This is a genomic window from Calditrichota bacterium (genome assembly GCA_013152715.1).
Classification (GTDB): domain Bacteria; phylum Zhuqueibacterota; class Zhuqueibacteria; order Thermofontimicrobiales; family Thermofontimicrobiaceae; genus 4484-87.
Genome location: JAADFU010000107.1, coordinates 1 through 4,412 on the forward strand (window position 1 = coordinate 1; position 4,412 = coordinate 4,412).

At 40.8% G+C, this 4,412-nt stretch carries 3 protein-coding genes; all 3 read left to right on the forward strand.

The annotated features are described in order from the left end of the window. Positions 1-2,297: GHKL domain-containing protein (locus GXO74_08735; GenBank protein ID NOZ61756.1), on the forward strand; the 2,297-nt coding region annotated here is incomplete at its 5' end. 37 nt (positions 2,298-2,334) lie between these two features. Then, positions 2,335-3,693 (forward strand): sigma-54-dependent Fis family transcriptional regulator, encoded by a 1,359-nt coding sequence (locus tag GXO74_08740; GenBank protein ID NOZ61757.1) that lies wholly within the window; start codon positions 2,335-2,337, stop codon positions 3,691-3,693. A gap of 330 nt (positions 3,694-4,023) precedes the next feature. After that, complete coding sequence (locus tag GXO74_08745) at positions 4,024-4,371, forward strand: hypothetical protein (GenBank protein ID NOZ61758.1); 348 nt, start codon at positions 4,024-4,026, stop codon at positions 4,369-4,371. Positions 4,372-4,412: the final 41 nt, after the last annotated feature.

Consider the following 4,412-nt stretch of genomic DNA (forward strand, 5'->3'; position numbering starts at 1 on the left):
TTTACAAAAATAATTTATTTTATGAAAACAGAAATGGCAAATTTTTCAAAGAAAAAGCAGAACAGGCCGGAATCGATATTGGAATTACGCGCTCGGTCATGGGAATCTGGAGTGACGTGAATAACGATGGCAAATTGGATTTGTTCGTGACTAACGAAGACACAACAAACATGCTTTTTTTGAATCGCGGTGGCGGTAAGTTTGTCGATGTTACAGAAAAATCTGGCATAGAAACGGAGCAGAGAGGGAATGGCGCCTGTTTCGGGGATTTGGATCTTGACGGCGACCCGGATTTGGTCGTTACTTTTCAGAATCTTCGTGACAGAATTTATCGCAATGACACGCCAGCGGGTTCGATTTCAAATATTCGCTTCACTGATGTAACAGAAAAATGGTGGCCGGCGCAAAAGGATACAAATATCAAGAGCGTGAGTTGTGTTCTGGCTGATTATGACAATGACGGCGATCTCGATTTGTTTATCGCGCATAAGGTTTTTTCCAATAGACTTTATGAAAATGATGGCTCTGGGCATTTGCGGGATGTGACTTTTGAGGCGGGTTTAGTGGATTCGAGCATTACAAATAGCGCCGGATTTTTTGACGCCGACAATGACGGCGATCTCGATTTGTACGTCGCCAATCGCGGAAAAGATGTTTTTTACGAAAATTTGGGCAACAAACGTTTCAAAGTTAATGAGGATTATTTCGGAAAGTCAGATCCCCTTAATACCACGGACTTTGCCTGTGGCGATCCGGATAATGACGGCGATATCGATTGTGTGCTGCCAAGAGGAGTTGTCAGTAAGAGCGTATTTTTTAGAAACGAATTAAACAACGGAAATTTTATCAAGATCAAACTCATCGGCGTCAAAAGCAACAGGAGCGCCATCGGGGGGAAAGCTTTTCTTTACGAAGCAGGTCATCTTGATGAAATTGCGTTTTGTAAAGGGCTGAGAGAAATCAGCAGCAGCAGCGGATTTGGCAGTATGAATTCTCATTCTATTCACTTTGGCGTTGAGGCGGGCAAAAACTATGATTTGCGCGTTATTTTCCCTTCGGGGATCAACATTGTGAGGAAAAATATTTCTACCGGCAGCATCCTGCAAATTTACGAGCAGGAGGGATTCGTTGCCGTCCTCGAACGTGCAAAACAATTTATTCTTTTTTCGATTAAGAATAGAGAACGGCAGCTTGAATTTGGTAGATTGTTATTACTGCTTTTGCTTATTTTTGTTCTCAAACAAATTCTCATTTGGAAAAGAAAGCTATCGGCAAAAAATTCAAAGTATCTGTTTGTCAGCGGACTTGTGCCGTATGTGCTCCTTGACATTTGCAACGCTAATCTCGCTAATCCTTATCCTCACCTATTTCTGTTTCTGATTTCGATTCTCGTGATGGCTATTACAGTTCTTATTTTGGCGAGAAAAAAAACTTTGCTGTCACGCGATTTAATAATCGAAGAATTAAATCTTACTTGCCGCAATTTTGATCACGGTAATTGGGCAGCGAGTCATCTCAATCAAATTCAGCTTTTTAGTTCTAATTTAAGAAAAAACGAAAAAATTTCTCAAGAAATTCGCGACGAAATCCAGGAGTCGATTGCCGATTTTTATGGAAATGTATATAAGGAAATCTCAAAAATAGGACAATTAGCAAAACGAGCAAAAGTAGAAACCGACAAAGCGTACCAGTTGGAGAATTTGCTCATTTCCTTATCAGAAGTTTTCAACAAGATCAAAGTTGAACTCATGTTAAAACAAAAAATAGAACGGGATTTTTGGGAAAAAAGTTTTCTATTAATTGACAATATTAAGAAAAGCATCCAAGCCATCAGTGCAGAAACGCGCAAGATTTTTCAATGCGATTTGATTCATGTCTTGCAAAAAACGATTGCCCGATTTGAGCGACAAAATGATTGCATTGTCCGGCATAATTTTGCCACTAACGAGAAAAAAATTGCCCTGATGAGAGAACCTGATTTAATGGCCATATTTGAAAATTTGCTGACAAACGCCTGTAACGCCATGCGCGGGCAGAAGGAAAAAGCAATTACCATTGAGTGCTGCCGGGAAAACAAAAGCGCTATTGTCAGGGTGAAAGATACCGGCGTGGGGATTCCCAGAAAGTATTGGGAATCCATTTTTCGGCAGAACTATTCGACAAAGCCGCACGAGAATGGCGGCTTCGGACTTTATTTTGCCCGAACAAAATTGGAAAAATTTGGCGGATCAATAAAAGTCGAACGTAGCGCCCCGGAAAAAGGCACGACAATTTTAGTGACAGTACCTACAACATAAGTCTGTTTACTAAAGGCAACACTCACGGAGAATGGAGATGAAAAAGCTCAACGCACTTTTAGTGGATGATGATATCAGATTTTGCCGAACATTCGAAGCATTATCCAGTAATTTATTCAATCTATCCGTTGTGCATCACGGAAAGGATGCGTGGAAACAGCTCGCACACGCTTTACCCGATGTCGTTTTTCTCGATTACAAACTCGGCAAAGGAACGAACGGGTTAGAGGTTTTGAAAAAAATAAAAAAGAAATTTCCTCACCTGCCAGTGATAATGATCACCGATTTTGCTGATGTTGAAATTGCCGTTGAAGCGATGAAACTTGGCGCATTTCACTACACTTCAAAATCTCCCAACATCGAAGCCCTGGCTCTCATTATTCAACGCCAACTTGAACAGCTTCAGAAACAATTTGCCCTGGAAAGCCAGCTTCGGGAACAGGAAGCAGAAATTGTGCACAAAAGTTTGGCGATGCAGGAAATTCAGCAAAAAGCCAGTCAAATTGCCAAAACAACCACGACGGTGATAATCACGGGGGAATGCGGCGTGGGCAAAGAGGTTCTCGCTCGCCAGATTCACCGCTGGGGCGACAGAAAAGACAAACCGTTCGTGGCGATTAATTGTAGCACTTTAGCCTCGCAGCTTTTTGAAAGCGAATTTTTCGGTCACGAAAAAGGGGCGTTTACCGACGCCCATGCCCTGAAGAAAGGAAAACTTGAACTGGCAAATTCGGGCACCGTTTTTCTGGACGAAATCGGCGATCTGCCGCTGGAATCGCAGGCCAAAATTTTGCGCGCTATCGAGGAAAAACGATTCGAGCGTCTCGGTGGCGTCGAATCGATCGAAGTTGACGTGAGGATAATAGCGGCGACAAACAAAGATTTAAGAAAAATGGTCGAACAAAATCTTTTTCGCGAAGATTTGTTTTATCGCTTGAGTGTCGTGGACATCACAATTCCGCCTTTGCGTCAGCGGATAGAAGATATTGAGCCGTTGACAAAATTTTTTCTGCAAAAATTTTCCCGCGAAATGGGTTTGCCCATTGCGGAAATCAGTCCTGAAGCATTAAAAAAATTGCAATCCTACAACTGGCCCGGCAATGTTCGAGAATTGAAAAATCATATCGAACGTATTCTGGCATTTCACCGCAGCAACGATCCCATTGGCAGCGAGGAAATACAACTGGAAAATACTGATAAAGAATATGAATTTCCCGAAGAGTTATTTCACTTAAATTATGCCGACGCTAAAAACAGATTAATGCAAGAGTTTCAAAAAATCTATTTTAAAAGAGCTTTGCGGGAAAACAACGGCAATGTTTCCGCTACCGCTGAACAGTTAGGAATGCATCGTTCTGCGCTTCATAGATTGATTCGGGAGTTGGGGGTGAAATAAACCAACTCTTCTCTTTCCCGTTTGTTGTTTTTTTATTTTTTTGCTTATCTTTTTCCATTCCCCTGTTGTGCCATGCCTGTAGTTACCAATTCTTAACAAAATTAATCGAAAAGCAAAATAAAGCTGAAAATAGCGATAATGGACAATTCTGCCGCTTAAAAAAGCCAGTACTGTGACAAAAAAGCAACACTTTTTATTTGACAAGGGCAGATGTTATTGATTTCTCTTTAATAAAAACAATAGGATATGAACCAATATGCCCGACCATGTCGCAATGGTACGATAATTGAAGCAAAATGACGAAAAAGACAAGGAAATGAAAATAGTGAAATGAAAAAGATATTATTGTTGAATTTTGACGGAAAAACTGTGGGCGATTTACAGGCTGAATATGCGAGACAATGTGAATTTTTTTCAACGACAAATTTTGAAGATGCTTTACGACTTGTGAAACGAGAACTGATTGCGCTGATTTTTATCAAAGCGCCGGAATGGGACAATATTCGTGTCGCTCAGGACCTAAAAATATTTTTGAAGAAGACGAACAAAAGACGGTACAAAAGGATAAAGAAAATATTAATCGCAGAAGAAGGTGGTGAGGCAGACATTGAGGGCTTTATGAAATATGGTATTTCAGCTGTGATTCTGGATGTGGGAGAGGTGGGGAGGTGGGTGTGAAAATAGTTAATAATTATTATTGGAGGTAAACATGAAATTAT